We start from the raw sequence: 21,532 nt of genomic DNA, 5'->3' as shown, positions 1-21,532 counted from the left end.
CGCTGGACCTCAGAAGGAAACGGGGGTCATCTAATGGGTGTCATGGAACGCGTCGCGCCGCGGCGGAAAAAGGCGGTTGCGCCCGTAGAGGTCGAGGCAGACCGCCTGCTGCGCGGCGACTGCATCGCGGAAATGGCGAAGCTGCCCGACGCCTGCATCGACATGATCTTCGCGGACCCGCCTTATAATCTCCAGCTTGGCGGCGACCTGTTCCGGCCCGAAGGCGGCCGGGTGGACGCGGTCGACAACGACTGGGACAAGTTCGACACGCTGGGCAGCTACGACCGCTTCACCAAGGCCTGGCTGCGGGAAGCGCGGCGCATATTGAAGCCCAACGGCACCATCTGGGTGATCGGCAGCTATCACAATATCTTCCGCGTCGGCACGGCGTTGCAGGATGAGGGCTTCTGGATCCTGAACGACATCGTCTGGCGCAAGTCCAACCCCATGCCCAATTTCAAGGGCACCCGCTTCACCAACGCGCATGAGACGCTGATCTGGGCGAGCCAGGGCGAGGACGCGAAATATACGTTCAACTACAAGGCGATGAAGACGCTGAACGACGAGTTGCAGATGCGCTCCGACTGGGTGTTGCCGATCTGCGGCGGGCAGGAGCGGCTGAAGCGCAACGGCACCAAGGCGCATCCGACGCAGAAGCCCGAAGCGCTGCTCTATCGCGTGCTGCTGGCCTGCACCAGGCCGGGCGACGTGGTGCTCGATCCCTTTTTCGGCACCGGGACGACGGGCGCGGTGGCCAAGCGCCTGGGCCGCAAGTGGATCGGCATCGAGCGCGAGGAGGATTATATCGAGGTCGCGCTGGAGCGGATCGAGGCGGCGCTGCCGCTCGATGAGAGCGCGCTCACCATCATGCAGAGCGCGAAGGCGCAGCCCAAGGTGGCGTTCGGCACGCTGGTCGAGACCGGCTATCTGCAGCCCGGCGCGGTGCTGACGGACTCGAAGCGGCGCTGGCAGGCGGTGGTGCGGGCGGACGGTTCGCTCAGCGTGGGCACGGATACCGGCTCGATCCACAAGATGGGCGCGACCCTGCAGGGTGCGCCGAGCTGCAATGGCTGGACCTTCTGGCATTGCGAGATCGACGGCGCGTTGAAGCCGATCGATGCGCTGCGGCAGACCTATTTGCTGGCGAACGAGCCTTAACGATCCCGGATTTCCTTTCGGGCTCTGGGCGACGGAGTTTGAAGATGTTGCCACAGCTTCCTGCCGATGCGCGGCTTTACCTTCGCCCCACTTGGTTCGTGCCGTCGCCCGTCGGCCTGGCCGACGGGTCGGCGGCGCGGATGGGCAATGGGTTGCTGTGGTTCCAGGCTTATGAGCTGACGGCGCGGAAGGACGGGCGGCGCGTGGCGCGGGCGACGGTGCCGGTCGCGGAGTTCGCCGATGCCATCGCGGGATTGCCCGATACGCTGGCGGAGCGGGCGCGGCTGCTGGCGGCCAATATCTCGGCGCAGAGGCAGCCCCTGCTGCTGGGGGAACGCACCATCCGTTTCGACGCGCCGCAGGTGATGGCGATCCTGAACATCACGCCGGACAGCTTTTCCGACGGCGGCAGGCATATGGACGATCCGCAGGCGGCGGCCGATGCGGGATTCGCCATGGCTGCGGCAGGGGCGGCGCTGATCGATGTGGGCGGCGAATCCACCCGACCCAGGGCGCCGCGCCTGTGGGAAGGGGATGAGATCGCCCGCGTCGTGCCGGTGATCGAAAGGCTGGCGGCGGCGGGCGTTCCCATGTCCGTCGACACCCGCAAGGCGGCGGTGATGGAAGCCGCGCTGGCCGCCGGAGCGGCGGTCGTCAACGATGTGAGCGCGCTGCGGCACGACCCCCGCGCCATGGAGGTGGTGGTTGCGGCGGGATGCCCCGTCATCCTGATGCATGCGCCGTCGGCCGGGGACGATCCGCACGACAATGCCGGGGGCTATGGCGATGTCGTGGCCGATGTGTTCGACATGCTGGAGGAGCGGGTGGAGGCCTGCGTGGCGGCGGGGGTGCCGCGCGGGAAGATCATGGTCGATCCGGGATTGGGCTTCGGCAAGTCGCTGGGCGACAATCTGGCGCTGGTGAACGGGCTGGCGACGTTGCAGGGGCTGGGCGTGCCGCTGCTGTTCGCGGGCAGCCGCAAGCGCCTGATCGGGGCCTTGTCGAACGAGGCGCCGGTGGCGGAGCGGCTGGGCGGTTCGGTGGCCCTGGCCTTCCGCGCCGCCGAACTGGGCGCGCAGATGGTGCGGGTGCATGATGTCGCGGAAAGCGTTCAGGCGCTGCACCTTTGGCGCGGTCTGGCGGATGCGGGGTTGAGCGGCGTTTAGAGCATCGTGCGGGAAAGTGGGAACCGGTTTTCCGCTCAAAACGATGCGACAACAAGAACTTGCCAGGACAGGCTCCGTACCAGGCCTTCGGTCGTCAGAGCCAGCCTTTCGCCCGATAGGCTTCGGCGGTCGCCCTCAATCCCTCTTCCGTCTGCACCCTGGGCGCCCACAGCTTCCTGGGCGGTTGCTTGCGCTTCTTCACCACCCAGTCGGGGTGGCAGAAATAGCTGACCCGGTCGGGCGTCAGCCTGGCGTTCCTGCCGCGCACCAGCCGGTCGAGCCGCGCCGCGAAGCCGAGCGCCCAGGCGGGCGTGGCAAAGGTCCGCACCGCCCTCTCTCCAGGCCGCCCGACGGCGCGGCCGATCGCCTGCGCGAAGTCCATATGGTCCCAGCCGCCGGGCGTGCCGTCATCGACCTCATAGACATGGGTCAGGCTCTTCATGTCCTTTTCGACCGCCAGCGTCAGGAACAGCCGGGCAAGGTCGCTCACCTCGATCACCGACAGCCGTCCGCCCGGCGGCATCAGCATGAACCCGCGCTTCGCCATGCGGAACAGTTCCAGCATCTCCCGGTCGCCCGGCCCGTAGATGGCGGGGGGACGGATGATGGTCCAGTCAAGCCCGCTCGCCTTCACATGCCGTTCGGCCAGTTCCTTCGACCAGCCATAGTCGGACAGGCCCGGCTCCCGCGCCGAGAGGGAGGAGACATGGATCAGCCGCTTGACGCCGCGTTGGCGCATGGCGTCGACCACGGCCATGGTGCCCCGCGCATTGCCGGCCTCGAACCCCTCGCGGTCGGGCGCGTTCACCACGCCCGCGATGTGGATCACCACATCGGCGTCGCGGACCAGCGTGTTGAGCGCCGCCTGGTCCTCCAGCGCGCCGGGCACCCATTTGAGGTGGGCGCGGGGCGGCTGCGCCCGGCGGGTGATGGCGGACACATGATGGCCCGCCGCCAGGGCCTGATTCAGGGTCTCGGCGCCGACGAAGCCCGTCGCGCCCGTCATGGCGATGCGCAGGGACATGGGATCAGACCATCGCCATATGGTCGCGGTGGACCAGCACGGAACGGGGCAGGTGCCCCAGCAGCGTCGCGATGTCCTCGCTGCGCTTGCCCGCGATGCGCGCCGCTTCCTCGCTGTCATATTCGATGAGGCCGCGGGCGATCACCCGTCCGTCCTCCGCCAATATGTCGACCACGTCGCCGCGGGCGAAGATGCCCTCGACCCGTGCAACCCCAGCCGGAAGCAGGCTATTGCCGCGCCGCAGGGCCGCTTCGGCCCCGGCGTCGACCACGACCCGCCCGCGCACCGTCAGCCGCCCGGCGAGCCAGCCCTTGCGCGCGCCCCTGGCCTGCGCGGCGAGGAAGATCGATCCTTTCCCGCCATCGCTCCAATGCGACAGCGGCGAATCCACCTTGCCGGAGATGATCGCCAGATGCGCGCCCGCTCCGGTCGCGATGCGCGCCGCCTCGATCTTGGAGGTCATGCCCCCCGACCCCATGCCGGAGGCGGAGCCGCCGTCCGCCATCCCGGCGATGCGCGCATCGATGCGCTCGATTGTCTCTATCAGCATGGCGTTCGCATCGACATGCGGATTGGCGCTGTAAAGCCCGTCGACGTCCGACAGCAGCACAACCGCGTCAGCCCGTGCCGCCTGTCCGATGCGCGCCGCCAGACGGTCATTGTCGCCGAAGCGGATTTCCGCCGTGGCGACGCTGTCATTCTCGTTCACCACGGGCACGACGTCGAGCGCCATCAGCCGCTCCAGCGTGGCCGACGCATTGAGATAGCGGCGGCGGTTTTCCAGATCGTCCAGCGTCACCAGCATCTGCGCGGCGGTGATGCCCCTTTCGTGGAGCAGGCTGGCCCAGCATTGCGACAGCGCGATCTGGCCGGTGGCGGCGGCCGCCTGCGCGTCCTCCAGGGAGCCGCGTCCGCCCTTGGGCAGCTTCAGCCTGCGGGCGCCGAGCGCGATGGCGCCGGAGGAGACGATGATGATCTGCTGGCCCGCCTGCTTGCGCGCCGCGACGTCGGCCACCAGCGTGCGGAGCCAGGCTTCGCGCACCTCGCCCTGCGGATCGACGAGCAGCGCCGAGCCGATCTTGATGACCAGACGGCGGATTTGCGAAGGAGGGAAACCGGAGAGGGAAGGGGTCATTTACCTGTTCCTCCCCTCCCTTCCAGGGAGGGGTCAGGGGTGGGTGCGAGCGAAGCGAGCCTGCGCGATGAGGAGAAGATGCGAGCGCCGTTGCACGACGTACCCACCCCTAGCCCCTCCCTTGAAAGGGAGGGGGACTTCAGATTGGCGACCATGGGGCTTCGCCGTCCTCTCCGTCTTCCTCTTCCTCCTCGCCGGGCTGGTCGAGCAGCGGCAGCACGGCGTCCAGCAGGGCGGGCACGCCTTCGCCGGTCGCGCCGGAGATGATGAAGACATCCTCCACCCCCGCCTCGTCCCGAAGCTGGCCGGCGATGTCCTCCATCAGTTCCGGCCCCAGCAGGTCGCCCTTGTTGAGCGCCACGATCTGCGGCTTTTCGTCCAGCCCGCCGCCATAGGCCGCCAGTTCGTCCTGCACGATGCGGAACTGTTCGACCGGGTCGTCGCCGGTCGCGTCGATCAGGTGCAGCAGCACGCGGCAGCGTTCGACATGGCCCAGGAAGCGGTCGCCGATGCCGGCGCCCTCGGCCGCGCCCTCGATCAGGCCCGGAATGTCGGCCAGCACGAATTCCCGGTCGCGATGCAGCACCACGCCCAATTGCGGCTTGGTGGTGGTGAAGGCATAGGCGCCCACCTTCGCCTTGGTGTTGGTGACCTGGTTGATGAAGGTCGACTTGCCCGCATTGGGCATGCCCACCAGGCCGACGTCGGCCAGCAGCTTCAGCCGCAGCCACACCCACATTTCCTGCCCCGGCCAGCCCGTGCCATGCTGGCGCGGGGCGCGGTTTGTGCTGGTCTTGTAGGACAGGTTGCCGCGCCCGCCGTCGCCGCCGCGCAGCAGGACGATGCGCTGCCCCACTTGCGTGAAGTCGGCGAGCAGTTCCTGCTCATATTCCATCGTGCCGTCCTCATCCTCCGTCCCCTCTATGGGTGTGGGATCGGACAGGATCTGCGTGCCCACCGGCACCTTGATGACCAGGTCTTCGCCGCCGGCGCCATAGCGGTTCTTGCCCGCGCCGGGCATGCCGCGCTGCGCCTTGAAATGCTGGGTGTAGCGGAAGTCGATCAGGGTGTTCAGCCCGGCCACCGCCTCGAAGATGATGTCGCCGCCCTTGCCGCCGTTGCCGCCGTCCGGGCCGCCATATTCGACATATTTTTCCCGCCGGAAACTGACCGCGCCGGGACCGCCCCAGCCGGACTTGATGTAAATCTTCGCTTGATCAAGAAAATGCATCGCGCGCCCATAGCGGTTTATGCGGCGGAATTAAACAGGCGCGCCGCAAAAGCGGCCGCTTCTTCCGAAACGCGGCGGGGGCGGGGGAAGGCGGCCCGGCGCCGCCCTCCCCGGTCGCGGGGTTCAGGCCGCCAGAGCCGGCAGCGAATCCCCGTAAAGATCGGCGGACGAATCCGCCGTCATGGGGATCGCGCCCTCTTCTCCAGGGGCGCCTTCCTCGAAGACCAGGCAATCCGCCGCCGCGCCCCGGCCCAGGCTGAAGCGGCGCTCGATGCGACCCGTGTCGCGGAAGCCGAGCTTGCGCAGGACGTTGCCGGACGCGGGATTGTCTGCGAAATGGGCGGCGCGCACGTCGCGTATGCCCAAGGCGCGGGCCATGTGCATGACGGCGCCCGCCGCTTCGGTCGCGAAGCCCAGTCCCCAATAGGGGCGGGCGATCCAATAGCCCAGTTCCACCCTGCCGTCATCCGCCGCATGGAGGCCGCAGCCGCCCACCAGGCGCGGCGCGCCCTTGGTGCGGGTGAAGGCGAGCAGGCTGGGCAGGCGCGCGTCCTGCGGCTGGGCCAGGAACGCCTGCGCATCGGCCCGGTCGTAGGCGGCCGGCGCGCGGGTCAGGTTGCGCAGCACGGCCGCATCGCCGATCGCGTCGGCAAGGGCCGGCGCGTCTTCCATCCAGCCGGGCCGCAGCAACAGGCGGGGGGTACGGGCGAACATCGAAAGTCTCCTAATCTCCTGCGCGCCAATGACCGCGAAAAGTTACGGCATGACGACTATCTTCTCTGGCTGGGCCCCGCCCGCATGACGCGTGAGAAAGGCGGGGGTTCCAGCGGCTTGAGGGAAATTCAGGGGAGACGCCCTTCGACGCGAAAAAGGGGCGCTCCCGGACGGGGCGCCCCTTGTTTCCCTCGAACTCTGGCGGTGGCCGAAAAGCCGTTCCGTCAGGAGGATCGCCCCGTTTGCGTGGGACGATCCGTCATCGATCGTCCGTTATTCGGCTGCTTCGGCCATGGCGTCGACCGATACATATTTGCGGCCGAGCTTGCCGGTGTGGAATACCACGCGGCCTTCGCCCAGCGCGAACAGCGTATGGTCCTTGCCCATGCCGACATTGCGGCCCGGATAGACGCGGGTGCCGCGCTGGCGAATGATGATGTTGCCGCCGATCACTTCCTGACCGCCGAACTTCTTAACGCCAAGGCGCTTCGATTCCGAATCGCGACCGTTGCGCGACGAACCGCCAGCTTTCTTATGTGCCATGACTCAAACTCCTCGTGACTTTGCTGCGGCTCAGGCGATCGACACGATCTTGAGGATCGTGTGATTCTGGCGGTGGCCATTGCGGCGGCGATAATTATGCCGGCGGCGCTTCTTGAAGACGATGACCTTCTCGCCCTTCGCCTGCGCGACGATTTCGGCGGCGACGGTCAGCTTGGCCGCGTCCTTCACGTCGCTGCCTTCGCCGGCGAACAGGACGTCATCCAGCGTCACCTTGTCGCCGGCCTCTCCGGCCAGCTTCTCGACGACGATCTTGTCTCCGGCGGCGACGCGATACTGCTTGCCGCCCGTGCGCACGACTGCGAACATGGCTCTTCTCTTCTCGTTCAAATCTGCTTTACGCAGATCGTCGAGGGACAATGCCCTGTTGGACCCGCGCGGGAATGTGGCCCGCTACTGGAATGACTCGCCGATGTCAACCGGCAAGCGCGGCATTCGGGGCTGGTTTTTGGCCTTGTCCGACCCTATCCTGGCGCGGCGAAGGGCCAGCGAAGGGACTATATCACGGATGACGCCAGCGCCGTACAGGAAGGAAACCTTGGCCGGCCGGCTGCCGTTCATCCTGACCCTGTGGCTGTCGCTGGGCGTGGCCCTGCTGAGCGCGCTCGCGCCCCTGGGGCCGCCGTCCAGCCGGTTCACCGGCTCCGCCTTCAATCCGGCCACCACCGGCGTGGTGTTGAAGGCCCGCGCCCATGCGACCCCCCTCACCGTGCAGGCCATGGAGCCGGATGGCGATGGGCGCGCGCCGTTGCCGGCGCTCGCCGCGGGCGGGCCGATGGCCATAGCGATGCTGCCGGGCGCAATCCCGCTGCGCCCCGGCGACCGATTCTCGCCCTCCCTGGTTTCTTTCCCGTCCTTTCACCTGCTGTCCCGCCAGCGGGCGCGGGCGCCGCCGGCCCTTTCCTGACGCATCAGGGCGGCCGTTTTAAGGCCGCCGTCAGGAAAAAGGAGCCTCTTCATGACCCGCAGAAGATCGCGACGCGGCGGCACGGGGCCGTCCCGCCGTCCGCCATGGTGGTTCATGCCGGCCGTCATGGCGGGACTGGGCGCGGCCGGCGCGCTGTTGTCGGCGGCGATGCTGACCGTCGCTGAATGAATAGGATATGCTGCCGATGGAGGGCGTTCCTCCATCGGCAGCCAGGGAAAGACACTCCATGCCCCATCACACGCCCCTGATCGGAACGATCGTCGCGGGCCTTGTCGTTGCCTTCGTCATGGGCGCCATCGCCCATCGCCTGAAATTGTCGCCGCTGGTCGGCTATCTGATCGCCGGAATCATGGTCGGGCCGTTCACGCCGGGCTTCGTCGCCAATGCCAGCCTGGCCAATGAACTGGCGGAAATCGGCGTCATATTGCTGATGTTCGGCGTCGGCCTGCATTTTTCGCTGCGCGACCTTCTGTCGGTGAAGAATATCGCGGTGCCCGGCGCCCTCGGCCAGATCGCGGTGGCGACATTGATGGGCATGGGCCTGGCCTATTATATGGGCTGGCCGTTGATGGGCGGGCTGGTCTTCGGCCTGGCGCTGTCGGTGGCGAGCACGGTTGTCCTGCTGCGCGCCTTGCAGGGGGCGGATCTGGTTGAAACGCGCCGGGGCAGGATCGCCGTGGGATGGCTGATCGTCGAGGATCTGGTGATGGTGCTGGCGCTGGTGCTGCTGCCCGCGCTGGCCGGGGTGATGAACAATGCCGATGCGGGGGCCGATGCGGGGGCCGGAGCGGGGGCCGGTGCCTTGCTCGCGCCGCTGCTGGGCACGCTGCTCAAGGTCGCGGGCTTTGTCGCGCTGATGCTGGTGGTCGGCCGCCGCGTCATTCCCTGGGCGCTGCACTGGGTCGTGCATAGCGGATCGCGCGAGCTGTTCCGCCTGGCCGTGCTGGCGATAGCGCTGGGCGTGGCCTTTGGCGCGGCGGTGGCGTTCGACGTGTCCTTCGCGCTGGGGGCGTTCTTCGCCGGCATGATTTTGGGCGAGACGCCGCTCAGCCGCCGCGCCACGGAGGAGACGTTGCCGTTGCGCGACGCCTTCGCGGTGTTGTTCTTCGTTTCGGTCGGCATGCTGTTCAATCCGGCGGTGCTGGTCGAGCAGCCGCTGCCGTTGCTGGCCACGGTGGCGATCATCATCATCGGCAAGTCCATCGCCGCCTTCGCGATCGTCCGCGCCTTCGGCCATCCCGGCGACACGGCGCTGACCATCGCGGCCAGCCTGGCGCAGATCGGCGAATTTTCCTTCATCCTGGCATCCTTGGGGACGGGATTGGGCGTGCTGCCCGCCGAAGGGCGCGACCTGATCCTTGCCGGCGCGATCGTGTCGATCTTCCTCAATCCGCTGATCTTCTCCCTCATCGTGCGCGGGCACAAGCAGGAGGAGGTCGAGGAAGAGGCAGAGGCGCAGAAGGCCAGGGCCAAGCCGCGCATCGGCCATGTCATCCTGGTCGGCTATGGCCGGGTGGGCAAGCTGATCGCGGATCGGCTGGCGGAAAAGGGCGCGCATTTGGTGGTGATCGAAACGGACTCCGACCGGGCGGAGGAGGCGGAGGAGGCCGGCCTCACCGTCGTGCGCGGCAGCGCGCTGGAGGACCGGCATCTGCGGGCGGCCGGCATAAGCGAGGCTCGGCGCCTGCTGATCGCCGTGCCCGAAGGGTTCGAGGGCGGCGCGATCCACGAACATGCGCGCCATTTGAACCCCGACCTCCAGGTCATCGCCCGCGCCCATTCCGATGCGGAGGTCAGGCATCTGGAGGGGCTGGGCGTGCCCCATGTCGTGATGGGCGAACGGGAGCTGGCGGCGCGGATGCTGGCCCTTTGCGGGGCGGGCTAGTCAGGAGAAAGGGCCGCTCCGTCGAAGGGCGGCCCTTTTCTATCATCGGGGCTTGCGCGGACCGGGCCGCCTGGGGCCGCCCTTGAACGGGCGGGGGCTGTGCGCGGGAGGGCGGGGGCCGCGATCATTGGGGCGGCCCTTGCCGTGGCGGTTTTCGCGGGCGGCTTCGCGGGGCGTGCCCTCGACCTGCTCGAAGGCGATGTCGGCGCCCTCGTCATTGGCCTCGCCTGTCCGCTTCACCGATCCGATGAAGCGCGATACGATGGCGCTGGGGATTTCGAACAGGGTCTCGTTTGCGGCGATGCGGATCGCGCCGATGTCCTGCCGCGATACATGGCCGCGACGGCAGATCAGCGGCAATATCCAGCGCGGGTCGGCGTTCTGGCGGCGGCCGATGTCCATGCGGAACCAGACCGTGTCCTCGAAGCCGGGGCGCGGCCCGTCGCGGCGTTGCGGGGCTTCGCTGGCGTCCAGCAGTTCCTCCGGCGCGGGGAGGGCGGCGCGGGCGCTCTTCACCAGCATGGCGGCGATTTCCTTGGCCGACTTCGCCTCCAGCAGTTCGGCGCCCAGCGCCCAGTCCTGTTCGTCGAGGTCGGCGCGTTCCATCAGTTTCTCGCGCAGGCGGGCATTATCCTGTTCCTGGATCGCTTCCTTGCTGGGCGGGGTGCCCCATTCGACCGGGATCTTCGCGCCGCGCAGCATGGATTCGACGCGGCGGCGGCGGGGATAGGGGACGATGAGGACCGCCGTGCCCTTCTTGCCAGCGCGGCCGGTGCGGCCGGAGCGGTGCTGCATCGTCTCCGCGTCGCGGGGCAGCTCGACATGGACGACAAGGCTGAGATTGGGGAGGTCGATGCCCCGCGCCGCCACGTCGGTCGCGACGCAGACGCGGGCGCGGCGGTCGCGCAGCGCTTGCAGGGCATGGTTGCGTTCATTCTGGCTATGCTCCCCCGACAGCGCCACCGCCGCGAAGCCGCGCTCGGTCAGGCTGGCGTGGAGGTGGCGGACATTGTCGCGGGTGGCGCAGAAGAGGATCGCCGTCTCCGCCTCATGATAGCGCAGCAGGTTGACCACGGCATTTTCGATGTCGGCGGGGGCGACGGTCACGGCCTGATAGCTGATGTCGCCATGGCCGCGCTCGTCGCTGACGGTGGAGATGCGCAGCGCGTCCTTCTGGTAGCGCTTGGCGAGCGCCACGATCGGCTTGGGCATGGTGGCGGAGAAGAGGAGGGTGCGGCGGCCTTCGGGCGCGCCGTCGAGAATTTCCTCCAGATCCTCGCGGAAGCCCATGTCGAGCATTTCGTCGGCTTCGTCCAGCACGACGGTCTTGAGGCCGGAAAGGTCGAGCGCGCCGCGTTCCAGATGGTCGCGCAGGCGGCCCGGCGTGCCGACGACGATATGCGCGCCGTGGCTGAGAGCGCGGCGTTCCTTGGCGGCGTCCATGCCGCCGACGCAGGTGGCGATGCGGGCGCGGGCCTCGCCATAGAGCCATTCCAGTTCGCGGGCGACCTGCAGCGCCAGTTCGCGGGTCGGGGCGATGGCGAGGGCGAGCGGCAGGCCGGGAGCGGGGAGGCGGCTGGCGTCGCCCAGAAGTTCCTTCGCCATGGCCAGGCCGAAGGCGACGGTCTTGCCGGAGCCGGTCTGGGCGGAGACGATGAGGTCGCGGCCTTCGGCTTCCGGCTGGGTGACCTGGGCCTGGACGGGGGTCAGGCTTTCATAGCCCTTTCGCGTCAGGGCGCCGGACAGGAGAGGGGGGAGGTGTTCGAAAGACATTCTATTTTTCCATCGGTAAAAGGCGACCCGCCATTCCCGACGGATACGAAGGTGACCTCAATGCGCTCCGGGGGTTTTTGGAGCCGGGGTGCAAGGTCATGCGCCCCGAAGTTCACACCGTTGCTGGGGGTGTCCCCGGCGGTGTTTGGAAATGCTGTGCTCCTGCGAAGGCAGGAGCCTAGGGTGAGGTGCGCGACCTTGGACCCTGGGCTCCTGCCTTCGCAGGAGCACGGCATAGCATAAAAAGCGAAAGCCTCCTTCCCCATGTGGAGGAAGGAGGCTCCCCTATCTGTTTGTGCGTCGGATCAGACCGAGGCGACTTCCGCCACGTCGACCTTCACGCCCGGACCCATGGAGGAGGACAGGGCGATCTTGCGGACATATTTGCCCTTCGAACCCGACGGCTTCGCCTTGACGATGGCGTCGACGAAGGCGTCGAAATTCTTGCGCAGGTCTTCGGCCGAGAAGCTCGCCTTGCCGAGGCCGGCGTGGATGATGCCGGCCTTTTCGACGCGGAATTCGATCTGGCCGCCCTTGGCGGCCTTGACCGCTTCGGCGACGTTCGGGGTGACCGTGCCCAGCTTCGGGTTCGGCATCAGGCCCTTGGGACCCAGAACCTTGCCGAGGCGGCCGACCAGGCCCATCATGTCGGGGGTGGCGATCACGCGCTGGAAGTCGATATTGCCCGCCTGGATCGATTCCAGCAGGTCTTCGGCGCCCACCACGTCGGCGCCGGCGGCGGTCGCGGCCTCAGCCTTGTCGCCGCGGGCGAACACGGCGACGCGGACGTCCTTGCCGGTGCCGGCCGGAAGCGTGACGACGCCACGGACCATCTGGTCGGCGTGACGCGGATCGACGCCCAGGTTGATCGCGATTTCGACGCTTTCGTCGAACTTGGCGGTCGCGTGGGTCTTGATCAGGCCCAGCGCCTCGTCGACGCCGTGCAGCTTTTCCTTGTCGATGGCGGCGGCCAGAACTTTGGCCTTCTTCGTCAGCTTTGCCATGCTCTTAGCCCTCCACCACTTCGAGGCCCATCGCGCGGGCGGAGCCTTCGATGATCTTCGTCGCCGCGTCGATGTCGTTCGCGTTGAGGTCGGCCATCTTGGCCTGCGCGATTTCGGCGAGCTGCGAGCGCTTGATCTTTCCGGCGGAAACCTTGCCAGGCTCCTTCGAGCCGGACTTCAGGTTGACGGCCTTCTTGATCAGATAGGTGGCGGGCGGCTGCTTCGTGACGAAGCTGAACGAACGGTCCGCATAGACGGTGATGATGGTCGGCAGCGGGGTGCCCTTTTCCATCTTTTCCGTCGAGGCGTTAAACGCCTTGCAGAATTCCATGATGTTCACGCCGCGCTGACCCAGCGCCGGGCCGATCGGCGGCGAGGGGTTGGCGGCTCCAGCGGGCACCTGGAGCTTGATATAGCCCGTAATCTTCTTGGCCATGTTCACTCACTCTGTTGCTGGGCGCGTCCGAGGATGCGCCCGGTTCAAGTTTAGCGGTATTGACGGATCACCGGAGCGATCCTCCCGCAGCTATTCCCGGTTTCCCGGAAATTCCTTTGCCGTCATGCCGCCTTTTCGAGAAGAAAGCGGGACCCCGGATCAAGTCCGGGGTGACGGATGTTGTTCTTACTTCGCCAGGCTTCCTTATTTGGACAGTTCGACCTGTTCGAAGTCCAGTTCGACCGGGGTGGCGCGGCCGAAGATCGACACGGACACCTTGACCCGGTTCTTTTCGAAATCCAGTTCCTCGACCGTGCCGTTGAAGCTGGCGAAGGGGCCGTCCAGCACCTTGACGCTGTCGCCGATCTCGTAATCGACGTTGATCTTGTGCTTGGGCGCGGCCTCGGCGGCCTTCTGCGCGCCGAAATAGCGGGCGGCCTCCGCCTCGCTGATGGCCTGCGGCTTGCCGCTGGACCCCAGGAAACCCGTCACCTTCGGCGTGTTCTTGACCAGGTGGTAGATGTCGTCGTTCATCGCCAGCTTGGCGAGGACATAGCCGGGCATGAACTTGCGCTCGACCTGCACCTTCTTGCCGCGCTTCACCTCCGTCACGGTCTCGGTGGGGACTTCCACCTGCTCGACCAGTTGGGAGAGGCCCATGCGCTCGGCTTCGGACAGGATCGATTCCTTGACCTTGTTCTCGAAGCCCGAATAGGCGTGGATGATGTACCAGCGCGCCATGTTGCCGTCTCAAACTCCCACTAAGCGATTCACTGGGAAATCGCGGTAATCAAAAACTCTCAAGCCTGGCCGGCGGCGAACGCCAGCAGCCACTGGACGATCGCGCCGAAGAAGGTGTCGATGCCGAAGAAGAAGATGCCCAGCAGCGAGGTCATGATGACCACCATCACGCCGGTCATGATCGTTTCGCGGCCGGTGGGCCACACGATCTTCGACGCTTCGGCCTTCACCTGATTGACGAATTCGCCCGGAGAAACCTTCGCCATCGCCCGCACCAAATCCTTCCAACAAACACCAAAGCGCGAAGCAACAGTCCGCCCTCCCGATCCCGCCCTGTTCGGCGTCCGGGGGTGCGGCCGCGCTCCGCGACCCATGCTTCGTCAAGCACAGCTAGCCGCGAACCCCCGATAATTCAAGGTTTCGCGGCCAGTTCGCTTGGCAGGAGTGGAGGGACTCGAACCCCCGGCATTCGGTTTTGGAGACCGACGCTCTACCAACTGAGCTACACTCCTGCACTGGCCGGGGCCAGCGAAGGAGGGCGCTTTAGCGTGGCGGACCGGGTTGGGCAAGAAGGAAACTTAAAGGAAATTCCCGCCTTTCATGATCCTGCGTACCCGGCCCTGCACGGGCATGCGGTCGAACGGGGTGTTTCCGGCCTGCGCCGCCATTTTCCCCGAATCGACGATCCAGGGCGCGTCGGGATCGATGAAGATCAGATCCGCCGCGCTGCCCGGCGCGAAGCCGCCCGCGTCCACGCCCAATATCTTCGCCGGATTGGCGCTGAGCAGGGTCATCAGGCGGTTGAGGGACAGATGCCCCTCCCGCACCAGGTTGAGCGACAGGGCGAGCAGGGTTTCCGCGCCCGCCATGCCCGGCGCGGCGTCGGCGAAGGGCAGGCGCTTGTCCTCCGGCCCGCGAGGGTCGTGGCTGGAGGTGATGACGTCGACCGTGCCGTCCGCGACCGCCGCTATCGACGCCTTGCGGTCATCCTCCGAACGGAGCGGAGGCGAGAGGCGGGCGAAGGTGCGGAAATCCGTCACCGCATTGTCGGAGAGGAAGAGATAGGCCGGGCTGATGCCGCATGTGACCTTCAATCCCTCCGCCTTGGCGGCGCGGATCAGGTCGAAGCCTGCCTTGGTCGTCACCAGCCGGAAGTGGATCGCCGCGCCGGTGGCGCGGGCCAGCATGATGTCGCGGGCGATGGCCATGGCTTCGGCGCAGGCGGGGGCGTGGGGCAGGCCGAGGCGGGTCGCGGTCTCTCCGCTGGTGGCGACCGCCTTGCCCGCGAGGCCCGCATCCTCGGCATGGGTGATGACGGTGAGGCCGAGGCCGGAGGCGTAGGAGAGGACGCGCATCATCACGCCCGAATCCGCGATCCACTGGCGGCCGGTGCCGACCGCCTTCGCGCCTGCCGCCTGCATCATGCCGATTTCGGCCAGTTCCGCGCCCTTTAGGCCGCGCGTGGCGGCGGCGATGGGGTGGACCCAGAAATCGGGTTTTCCGGCGCGGGTGGCCTGGCGGATGAGGCCCGCGTCGTCCAGCGGGGAGGACTGGTCGGGCATCAGCGCGGCGCGGGTGATGCCGCCGAAATGGAAGGCGGGCTTGTCGGTGGCGAAGACGCCGAGGTCGATCAGGCCGGGGGCGACGACCAGGCCCTTGGCGTCGATGGTTTCGGCGTCCGAGGGGATGGCGACGTCGCCTGAGGCGAGGATGCGGTCATCCTCTATCAGGATGACGCCGGGGGTCAGGTCTTTGCCTGCGGGGTTGGCCAGTTTGCCGTTGGCGATGGCGAGTCTGGTCATTGCGCGTTCCCCCTGCCTTGCGCTTCGGGATGGGGCGGGAGATGGATCCCCGCCTTCGCGGGGATGACGAGGGAGGGGGCGGGGGTGGTGATCGTCATGCCCAGCCCTCCACCCCGCGCGCGCCTCTGGTCAGGACGTCCAGGCAGGCCATGCGGATGGCGACGCCCATTTCCACCTGCTCGGTGATGGCGGAGCGGTCCGGGTGATCGGCGACGACGCTGGCGATCTCCACCCCCCGGTTCATCGGGCCGGGGTGCATGACCAGCGCGTCGGGCTTTGCGATGGCCAGCCGTTCCGGGGTCAGGCCGTAGAGCATGTGATATTCGCGGGGGGAGGGGATGAAGGCCCCGTCCATCCGCTCATTCTGGAGGCGCAGCATCATCACCACGTCGGCGCCCTCCAGCCCCTCATCCATGCGGCTATAGGGGGTCGCGCCCAGCATCTCGACCTCCGGCGGCATCAGCGTGGGCGGGGCGACGGCGCGGACCTGCGCGCCCAGGGCGGCGAGGCAGAGCATGTTCGAGCGCGCAACCCGGCTGTGCAGCACGTCGCCGCAGATGGCGACGACCAGCCCTTCGAACCCGCCCTTGCGGCGGCGGATGGTGAGCGCGTCGAGCAGGGCCTGGGTCGGGTGCTGGTGCCAGCCGTCGCCTGCGTTCAGCACCGGGCAATCGACCTTGTCCGCGATCAGCGCCACCGCGCCGGAACTGGCGTGGCGGATGACGATCACGTCGGCGGCCATGGCGTTCAGCGTCATGGCGGTGTCGATCAGCGTTTCGCCCTTCTTCACGCTGGAGGTGGCGGCGGCCATGTTGACGACGTCCGCGCCCAGCCGCTTGCCCGCGATCTCGAAGGAGAGGAGGGTGCGGGTGCTGTTTTCGAAGAAGGCGTTGATCTGGGTCATGCCCGCCAGGCGGTCGTCATGCTTGCGCGCGCCGCCCCGGTTGCTCTTCGCCCAATGTTCCGCCTCATCGAGGAGGAAGCGGATTTCCCAGGGCTTGAGGTCGGCGATGGACAGGAGATGCCGGTGCGGAAACAACGCCCGGCCGGTCAGGTCGGACTGGGCGGATGGAACGGTGATGTCGGGCATGAACCGATCCTTTAGGCGAGGGTGGGGGAGAGGGCAAGGCATGGCGGCGCATGCCGTTTCACCCCCGCCCGAACCACCGCCCCAGCAGCGCGCCGTCCCTGATCACTTCCCGCGCCGCATTATGGCCCGGCGCGCCGGTCACGCCGCCGCCCGGATGCGTGCCCGCGCCGCACATGTAGAGGCCCTTGAGCGGGCCGCGATAGTTGCCGTGGCCCAGCACCGGCCGCGCCGCCCATAGCTGGTCCAGCGTCATGTTGCCGTGCATGATGTCGCCGCCGACAAGGCCGAATTTCCGTTCCAGGTCGAGCGGGGAGAGGATGTCGCGGGCGATCACCGACCGGGCGAAGCCGGGCGCGTGGGCGTCGACGGTGGCGATGACGTGATCCCCCGCCGCCTCGCGTTCGTCGTCCCAGTTGCGGCCGTCGGGCAGGATCGGCGCGAATTGCTGGCAGAAGAGGCTCGCCACATGGCATCCCGCCGGGGCGAGGCTTTCGTCCACGGTCGAGGGGATCAGCATCTCGACTATCGGTTCCCTCGACCAGCCCTCGCGCTTCGCGTCCATATAGGCGCGGTCCATATAGTCCAGCGTCGGCGCGATGACGATGCCCGACTGGTGATGCTCGCCCAGGCCGGGCAGGCAGGCGAAGTCGGGCAGCGCCGACAGCGCGACGTTCATGCGGAAGGTGCCCGACGCCGCCCTGAATCCCCTTATGCGCTTCAGGAAATCGGGCGGCAGGTCGGCGGGGTCCATCAATCGTTCGTAGAGCAGTTTCGGCCCGACATTGGCGATGACGGCCCTGCCCATCACCTCCTCCCCGCTTTCCAGCCGGACGCCCACGGCCCGCGATCCGTCGACCAGCACGGACGCGACCGGCGCCTCCAGGCTGATTTCCACGCCCAGGTCGCGCACCACCTGCGCCATGATGCGGGTGATCGTGCCCATGCCGCCGACGCAGTGGCCCCAGGCGCCCTTCTTCCCGTTCACCTCCCCGAAGACATGGTGCAGCAGCACATAGGCGCTGCCCGGCGCGTCGGGGGAGGCGTAGTTGCCGACCACCGCGTCGAAGCCGAACGCCGCCTTCACCGCCTCGCTCTCGAACCAGCCGTCGAGGAAGCCGCGCACCGACCGGGTGAACAGTTCCAGCACGTCGCGCTGCTGTTCCAGCGTCAGGCCGCCGATCCGCCGGCCCTGGCGCAGCGCGGCGACGACCATCGCCAGCCCGTCGCCGGCATTGGGCGGGGTCTTGAGCGTCATGTCGCGCAGCAGGTCGGCCACCACCTCCAGCGCGTCATAATAAGCGGGGAGGGCGGCGGCGTCCTTCACGCTGAACTTCGCGAACTCCGCCTGGGTCCGCTCCAGCCCGCCGCCCAGCTTCAGATAGCGGCCGTCCGGCTGGGGGAAGAAATTGCCGATCGGCCGTTCCAGCACGCGATAGCCATTTTCGACCAGCCGCATGTCGCTTATCACCTTGGGGTGGAGCAGGCTGACGGTGTAGCTTGCCACCGAATTGCGGAAGCCGGGGTGGAACTCCTCCGTCACGGCGGCGCCGCCGACGATGGCGCGGCGTTCGAGGATGCGCACCCGGTATCCCGCCCGCGCCAGGTAGAAGGCGCAGACCAGCCCGTTATGCCCGCCGCCGATGATGACCGCGTCATAGGCCCCGGTCATGCCGCCCGGCTCCATCCAGGGGCGGGGGCGCGACGCAGCCGGGCCTGCGGAATGATGCGCCGCATCCGCGCGCAGAAATGGCGGAGCGCCACCTCCTGCGTCGAAAGGGGGCCGACGGTGAAGCTGTCGGAGGAAAGGCCCGCCTGCACCCGTTCCAGCAGGGCGCGGTCCTCCGCATTCACGCGCCGGTTGATCCGCCAGTTGAGGTAGCGGGAGGCCTTCATTTCCCGGCGCTCGTCAGGGATCGCATAGGCAACCTCCCGGATCAGCGATCGGGTGGGGGACAGCGGCAGCCATTGCATGAAGTCCACCTGGTCGGGATATATGTCGAAGGCGATATTGGGCCACAGCCTGAAATAGGTCCAAAGCCGCTGCCGCTCATCCCCCAGATGCGGTATGCGCGGCAGGAAATGCTGATAGGCCCGTTCCGACAGCTTGGCGGATGGCCGGCGCAGGATCGGCGCGCTCATCCGGTCGGCATGGGCGGCCGCCTCCACCCGATAGCCCTCGCCCATCAGCCGCCGCAGTCCGGGATGCGCCACGGCGACATGCAGCGCGTCGGCATAATTGTCGCCGACGATCTTCCAGTTCACCGCACGGGGGCGCAGCGTCACCCGCCCCATGGCCTGCAAGTCGCCGAAGCGGTGGGCCGCGATCTCCTGAACATAAGGCGCCATCATCTCCGCAACGGAGGGGCCGCCGTCATCCTCCAGCCTGACGAAGAGAAAGCCGTGGAAATTCTCGACCTCCACGGCGTGGAGGCCATGGCGGGCGCGGTCGAGGCCGTAGCTTTCCTCCAGCGGCACGCCGGACAGCCGGCCCCGATCGTCATAGGTCCAGCCATGATAGGGGCAGGTGAGCGTCCTGGCGCAGCCCGCGGCGGCGTCGACGATCCGCGCGCCGCGATGGCGGCAGACATTGGCGAAGGCGCGGACGAGCCCATCCCCGCCCCGCATCAGGATCACGCTTTCCCCGATATAGTCGAGCAGGCGGAAATCGCCGGGGGCGGGGATGTCGCTTTCATGCGCCACGATTTGCCAGGAGGGGCGGAATATCCGGCGCCGCTCCAGATCGAAAAATTCGGGATCGCGATAGGTCCAGGCCGGCAGGCTCCATGCCGCGTCCGGATCCTCCCCTTGCCCGTCATCCGTCACTATCGCGCGCCCGCCCCAGCCGATATATTTTACGTATGTATAACATACGGCGCCTTTCCGGCAATGGCGGCGATCGGATCGGTCCTGGGGCCGATCGACATTCAGCCCATGGCGACCGGGGTCGGGACCGGCCGGTCCATCGCCTCAGCCCGCCGCCGCCAGGCGGGCCTGGGCGTCCGCCGCCGCGCCGTAGCGGCGGGCGAGCATGGCGCAGGCCATCAACTGTATCTGGTGGAACAGCATGACCGGCAGCAGGATCGGCCCCACCGCGCCGGCGGGGAACAGCACCCCGGCGATGGGCACCCCCGTCGCCAGGCTTTTCTTCGATCCGCAGAATTGCAGCACGATCGCATCCTCCCGCGACAGGCCCAGCAGCCGTCCGAGCAGGAGGGTGAAGACCAGGACGACGCCCAGCATGGCGATGCAGGCCGCGGCCAGCAGCAGCAATTCGCCGCGCGACACCGTCTGCCACAATCCCTCCACCACCGCCGCGCTGAAGGCGGCATAGACCACCAGCAGGATCGACCCGCGATCCACCCGCCCCAGCATCGCCCTGTGCCGGCTGACGAAGCCGCCGATCCATGGCCGCGCCAGATGGCCGACGATGAAGGGCAGCAGCAGTTGCAGCACGATGTCCTCGATCGAGGAGAGCGAGATCAGGCCGCCCGTCCCGCCCCTTTCCATCGTCAGCGCGACCAGCAGCGGCGTCAGCGCGATGCCCAGCAGGTTGGAGAAGGATGCGCTGACCACCGCCGCCGCGACATTGCCCCGCGCGATGGCGGTGAAGGCGATGGAGGATTGCACCGTGGAGGGGAGCAGCGTCAGGAACAGCAAGCCGGCGCGCATCGATGGCGGGATCGCCGTCGCCTGCTGGGTCGCCAGGCCGATCAGGGGAAAGACCGCGAAGGTCGTTCCCAGCGTCGCCAGGTGCAGCCTCCACGCCCTGGCGCCGTTCCAGATCGCCTCCCGCGACAGCTTCGCGCCGTGCAGGAAGAAAAGCAGGACGATGCCCGCGTCCGCCGCCGCCCCGGCGAGGCCAGCGGCCTCCCCGCGCGCGGGCAGCAGGGACGCGAGCGCCACGGTGCCGATCAGCAGCAGCAGGAAGGGGTCCAGTATCTCGCGCAGGCGTTGCATGGGTCGCCTTTAGGCAGGACGGGCGGAAAAGGATAGACGCGCCCGCGCAGATGCGCCAACAGTCGCGACGAACCACAAGGCCCGTGCAAGGGCGGAAGAACAGCAAGGAGGCTCCGGTCGTGAGCGAAGGGATAGCCATTGTCGAGAACCAGGGCGTCATCGAAATCCACATCGACCGTCCCGACAAGAAGAACGCGCTGACCGCCGACATGTACCGCGCCATGACCGCCGCGCTGGCGGATGCGTCCGCCCGGGACGAGATCGGCGCCGTGCTGTTCGCCGGGAAGGGCGACGCCTTCTGCGCGGGCAACGACCTCAACGACTTCATGTCCGGCCCGCAGGGCGGGGAGGCGGCCTTCGCCTTCATCCGCTCCATCGCCAATTTCGGCAAGCCGGCGGTCGCCGCCGTGCAGGGGTTGGCCGTGGGCGTGGGGACGACCATGCTGTTCCATTGCGACCTGGTCTATGCGGCGCCCGACGCGCGCTTCACCATGCCCTTCGTCAATCTGGGGATCGTGCCGGAGGCAGGCTCCAGCCTGCTGGCTCCGGCGACGATGGGCTATGCCAAGGCGGCGTCGATGCTGCTTCTGGGCGAGCCGATGGATGCGCAGACCGCCGACCATGCGGGCTTCGTCACGGCGATCGTTCCGGCCGACGCGCTGCTGGACCATGCCCGGAAGAAGGCGGCGCTGCTGATGACCAAGCCGCCCGGGGCGCTCGCCGCGACCCGCCGCCTGATGAAGGGCGATCCGGCGGTGTTGAACCAGCGGATCGAGGAGGAGGCGCGGCTGTTCAGGGAGACGCTGGCCTCCGACGAGGCGCGGGAGGCGTTCGCCGCCTTCTTCGAGAAGCGGGCGCCGGTGTTTCGCCGCTAGGGTGTGTGGGGATTCAGTTCAGGGCGCGGCGAAAATAGTGGATTTCGAGAAC

22 protein-coding genes and 1 tRNA gene are annotated in these 21,532 nt (G+C 67.6%); 6 read left to right on the top strand and 17 right to left on the bottom strand.

Going from position 1 to position 21,532, the window contains the following annotated elements:
- Positions 1-33: 33 nt before the first annotated feature.
- Together L286_RS31420 and folP are read left to right on the top strand one after the other, a co-directional pair.
- Positions 34-1,158, top strand: a complete 1,125-nt coding sequence (locus L286_RS31420) for a site-specific DNA-methyltransferase (RefSeq protein WP_021223248.1) — start codon at positions 34-36, stop codon at positions 1,156-1,158.
- 44 nt (positions 1,159-1,202) lie between these two features.
- Entirely contained in the window at positions 1,203-2,324 is a 1,122-nt protein-coding gene (folP, locus tag L286_RS31415) for a dihydropteroate synthase (RefSeq protein WP_021223247.1), read from the top strand.
- Positions 2,325-2,418: 94 nt separating this feature from the next.
- Here folP and L286_RS31410 read toward each other — a convergent pair whose 3' ends face one another.
- The 6 genes from L286_RS31410 to rplU form a co-directional block, all read right to left on the bottom strand.
- A complete protein-coding gene (locus L286_RS31410; protein WP_021223246.1) occupies positions 2,419-3,348 on the bottom strand; it encodes an NAD-dependent epimerase/dehydratase family protein in 930 nt (309 codons plus the stop codon).
- A 4-nt stretch (positions 3,349-3,352) separates the two neighbouring features.
- Positions 3,353-4,483 carry a glutamate 5-kinase gene (gene proB, locus L286_RS31405; protein WP_021223245.1) on the bottom strand — a complete coding sequence of 377 codons (1,131 nt, stop codon included), beginning with the start codon at positions 4,481-4,483 and terminating at the stop codon, positions 3,353-3,355.
- Between the two features lie 139 nt (positions 4,484-4,622).
- Entirely contained in the window at positions 4,623-5,714 is a 1,092-nt protein-coding gene (gene obgE, locus L286_RS31400; RefSeq protein ID WP_021223244.1) for a GTPase ObgE, read from the bottom strand.
- 123 nt (positions 5,715-5,837) lie between these two features.
- On the bottom strand, positions 5,838-6,428 hold the full coding sequence (locus L286_RS31395) for a GNAT family N-acetyltransferase (RefSeq protein WP_007683598.1): 591 nt from the start codon (positions 6,426-6,428) through the stop codon (positions 5,838-5,840).
- Between the two features lie 273 nt (positions 6,429-6,701).
- Positions 6,702-6,971, bottom strand: coding sequence for a 50S ribosomal protein L27 (rpmA, locus tag L286_RS31390; protein ID WP_007683600.1), 270 nt, complete (start codon positions 6,969-6,971; stop codon positions 6,702-6,704).
- Between the two features lie 30 nt (positions 6,972-7,001).
- The gene (gene rplU, locus L286_RS31385) at positions 7,002-7,298 is read right to left on the bottom strand and encodes a 50S ribosomal protein L21 (protein WP_007683601.1); all 297 of its coding nucleotides are present in this window, start codon (positions 7,296-7,298) and stop codon (positions 7,002-7,004) included.
- Between the two features lie 229 nt (positions 7,299-7,527).
- Here rplU and L286_RS31380 point away from each other — a divergent pair, with 229 nt between their 5' ends.
- From L286_RS31380 to ybaL, 3 genes are read left to right on the top strand one after another with little or no spacing between them, the layout of a single operon-like run.
- Complete coding sequence (locus tag L286_RS31380; RefSeq protein WP_021223243.1) at positions 7,528-7,896, top strand: hypothetical protein; 369 nt, start codon at positions 7,528-7,530, stop codon at positions 7,894-7,896.
- Positions 7,897-7,947: 51 nt separating this feature from the next.
- Entirely contained in the window at positions 7,948-8,085 is a 138-nt protein-coding gene (locus L286_RS48905) for a hypothetical protein (RefSeq protein ID WP_007683605.1), read from the top strand.
- Between the two features lie 58 nt (positions 8,086-8,143).
- Entirely contained in the window at positions 8,144-9,802 is a 1,659-nt protein-coding gene (gene ybaL / locus L286_RS31375; RefSeq protein WP_021223242.1) for a YbaL family putative K(+) efflux transporter, read from the top strand.
- Between the two features lie 42 nt (positions 9,803-9,844).
- Here ybaL and L286_RS31370 read toward each other — a convergent pair whose 3' ends face one another.
- From L286_RS31370 to L286_RS31320, 11 genes are all read right to left on the bottom strand, one after another.
- Positions 9,845-11,575: a DEAD/DEAH box helicase gene (locus tag L286_RS31370; protein WP_021223241.1), complete on the bottom strand. Its 1,731-nt coding sequence runs from the start codon at positions 11,573-11,575 to the stop codon at positions 9,845-9,847.
- A 305-nt stretch (positions 11,576-11,880) separates the two neighbouring features.
- Positions 11,881-12,579: a 50S ribosomal protein L1 gene (gene rplA, locus L286_RS31365; RefSeq protein ID WP_007683608.1), complete on the bottom strand. Its 699-nt coding sequence runs from the start codon at positions 12,577-12,579 to the stop codon at positions 11,881-11,883.
- A 4-nt stretch (positions 12,580-12,583) separates the two neighbouring features.
- The gene (gene rplK / locus L286_RS31360) at positions 12,584-13,015 is read right to left on the bottom strand and encodes a 50S ribosomal protein L11 (protein WP_013040886.1); all 432 of its coding nucleotides are present in this window, start codon (positions 13,013-13,015) and stop codon (positions 12,584-12,586) included.
- Between the two features lie 204 nt (positions 13,016-13,219).
- A complete protein-coding gene (nusG, locus tag L286_RS31355; protein ID WP_007683610.1) occupies positions 13,220-13,756 on the bottom strand; it encodes a transcription termination/antitermination protein NusG in 537 nt (178 codons plus the stop codon).
- 59 nt (positions 13,757-13,815) lie between these two features.
- Positions 13,816-14,022 (bottom strand): preprotein translocase subunit SecE, encoded by a 207-nt coding sequence (secE, locus tag L286_RS31350; RefSeq protein ID WP_007683611.1) that lies wholly within the window; start codon positions 14,020-14,022, stop codon positions 13,816-13,818.
- A 170-nt stretch (positions 14,023-14,192) separates the two neighbouring features.
- Positions 14,193-14,268 (bottom strand) — tRNA-Trp (locus L286_RS31345).
- 66 nt (positions 14,269-14,334) lie between these two features.
- On the bottom strand, positions 14,335-15,558 hold the full coding sequence (locus tag L286_RS31340; RefSeq protein ID WP_021223240.1) for a dihydroorotase: 1,224 nt from the start codon (positions 15,556-15,558) through the stop codon (positions 14,335-14,337).
- Between the two features lie 94 nt (positions 15,559-15,652).
- The gene (locus tag L286_RS31335; protein ID WP_007683616.1) at positions 15,653-16,648 is read right to left on the bottom strand and encodes an aspartate carbamoyltransferase catalytic subunit; all 996 of its coding nucleotides are present in this window, start codon (positions 16,646-16,648) and stop codon (positions 15,653-15,655) included.
- 58 nt (positions 16,649-16,706) lie between these two features.
- Positions 16,707-18,317, bottom strand: coding sequence for a phytoene desaturase family protein (locus L286_RS31330; protein ID WP_031293196.1), 1,611 nt, complete (start codon positions 18,315-18,317; stop codon positions 16,707-16,709).
- Positions 18,314-19,471, bottom strand: coding sequence for an aromatic ring-hydroxylating oxygenase subunit alpha (locus tag L286_RS31325; RefSeq protein ID WP_021223238.1), 1,158 nt, complete (start codon positions 19,469-19,471; stop codon positions 18,314-18,316). Before L286_RS31325 ends, L286_RS31330 begins: the two co-directional genes overlap by 4 nt.
- Before the next feature lie 144 nt (positions 19,472-19,615).
- Entirely contained in the window at positions 19,616-20,605 is a 990-nt protein-coding gene (locus L286_RS31320; RefSeq protein WP_021223237.1) for a bile acid:sodium symporter family protein, read from the bottom strand.
- 119 nt (positions 20,606-20,724) lie between these two features.
- On the opposite strand from L286_RS31320, the gene L286_RS31315 reads away from it, so the two are divergent.
- On the top strand, positions 20,725-21,480 hold the full coding sequence (locus tag L286_RS31315; RefSeq protein ID WP_031293195.1) for an enoyl-CoA hydratase: 756 nt from the start codon (positions 20,725-20,727) through the stop codon (positions 21,478-21,480).
- Positions 21,481-21,532: the final 52 nt, after the last annotated feature.

The organism is Sphingobium sp. HDIP04 (genome assembly GCF_000445085.1).
Classification (GTDB): Bacteria; Pseudomonadota; Alphaproteobacteria; order Sphingomonadales; family Sphingomonadaceae; genus Sphingobium; species Sphingobium indicum.
Note: the sequence above shows the minus strand (reverse complement) of the source record. Positions and strands in the feature narration are given on the sequence as shown.